At 45.8% G+C, this 1,237-nt stretch carries 1 protein-coding gene; it reads left to right on the top strand.

The genetic code is table 11. The annotated features are described in order from the left end of the window. A partial coding sequence (locus R7P67_RS25030; RefSeq protein WP_318086347.1) for an EAL domain-containing protein occupies nt 1–1,237 on the top strand: 1,237 nt, incomplete at both ends.

Raw genomic sequence — 1,237 nt, 5'->3', positions numbered from 1 at the left:
GCCGTTATTTTGATCATCTTTTGTTTGATGCGCGGTGTTGCGTGGCTAAAGGAGCAGCTTGCTGGTTCAGAAATGCTGGAAGAGCGAGGAAGAATGATCTTGGCGGGGCGAGTTGAGCAATACGCCAAGGGAGATAAAAAAGAGTGGCCTTACACCGCGAGTGAAGCACTCGATGTGTTGATTGAAGAATTACAGGATGCGCGCCAGGAGCGCAGCCGCTTTGATACCTTTATCCGCACTCAAACTTTTCTCGATAAGCTCACTGGAACAGCCAATCGAGTGCTCTTTGATAGCAAGCTGGAATCGGCTCTTTTAGAGAGTGGCGCACGTGGCGCGGTCTTGCTGATTCGTATTCAAGATTGGAAGCTCGTGGAAGAAGAGCAAGATAAGCAAATCACCGACGAGTTTATTGTTGAAGTCGGCAGCTTGTTATCCAATTTAGTGCAGCGTTACCCAGACGTGGTGTTCTCTCGTTATTACGATGCCGATTTTGCACTGTTCTTACCTCATCAAAGCGCCAAAGATGTTGCCAACTTGGCCTCACAATGTATTCGTCAACTAGAGAAACTTACGCCGCCAGATCCGCTCGACCCCGACAACTGGTGCCATATTGGTATCACAATGTACAAAGAGGGAGAGCGACACAGCCAAATTATTGATGAGGCGGAAACGGCACTCAGAAGTGCGCAGCTACAAAACAACAATAACTGGAGCCGTTTTAAGAAATGGAACCACGATGAAGAAGCGCGCGGAAGTGTGAGATGGCGTACGTTATTTGATACGGCACTTACATCAGAAAATGTGATACTCTACGCACAATCGGTTCACTCAATAAGTGATGCGACGCATAAAAAAGCCTTACACGAAGAGTTAACATGTCGAATTCGGGATCCTGAAAATGGCATTGTTAAAGCGTCCCGGTTTATCTCTGCTATCAGACAAGTGGGCTATGAAGCTCAAATGGATAGAGCTGTACTTCATAAATTCTTAAAAGACTTTAAAGAGAATTTTGACAGCTCTAAAAATTATGCTCTAAATCTAAATGTGACGCCTTTTTCGAGTCGCGAATACTTCAAGTGGTTTCGTGATGAACTCTTACAGTTGTCACGCGAGCAGAGAAAGTGTCTCAATTTTGAGTTTGTGGAAGCACAATTTGTAAGACACTTAGACTTTATGCGACCAGTCGCTAAAATGCTGGCCGGTTTGGGATGCCATCTCATGGTGGGGCAAGCGGGAC

Source organism: Vibrio sp. Vb0937 (genome assembly GCF_033338855.1).
The sequence above is the reverse complement of the archived record's forward strand: the minus strand, read 5'-3'. Positions and strand labels throughout refer to the sequence as shown.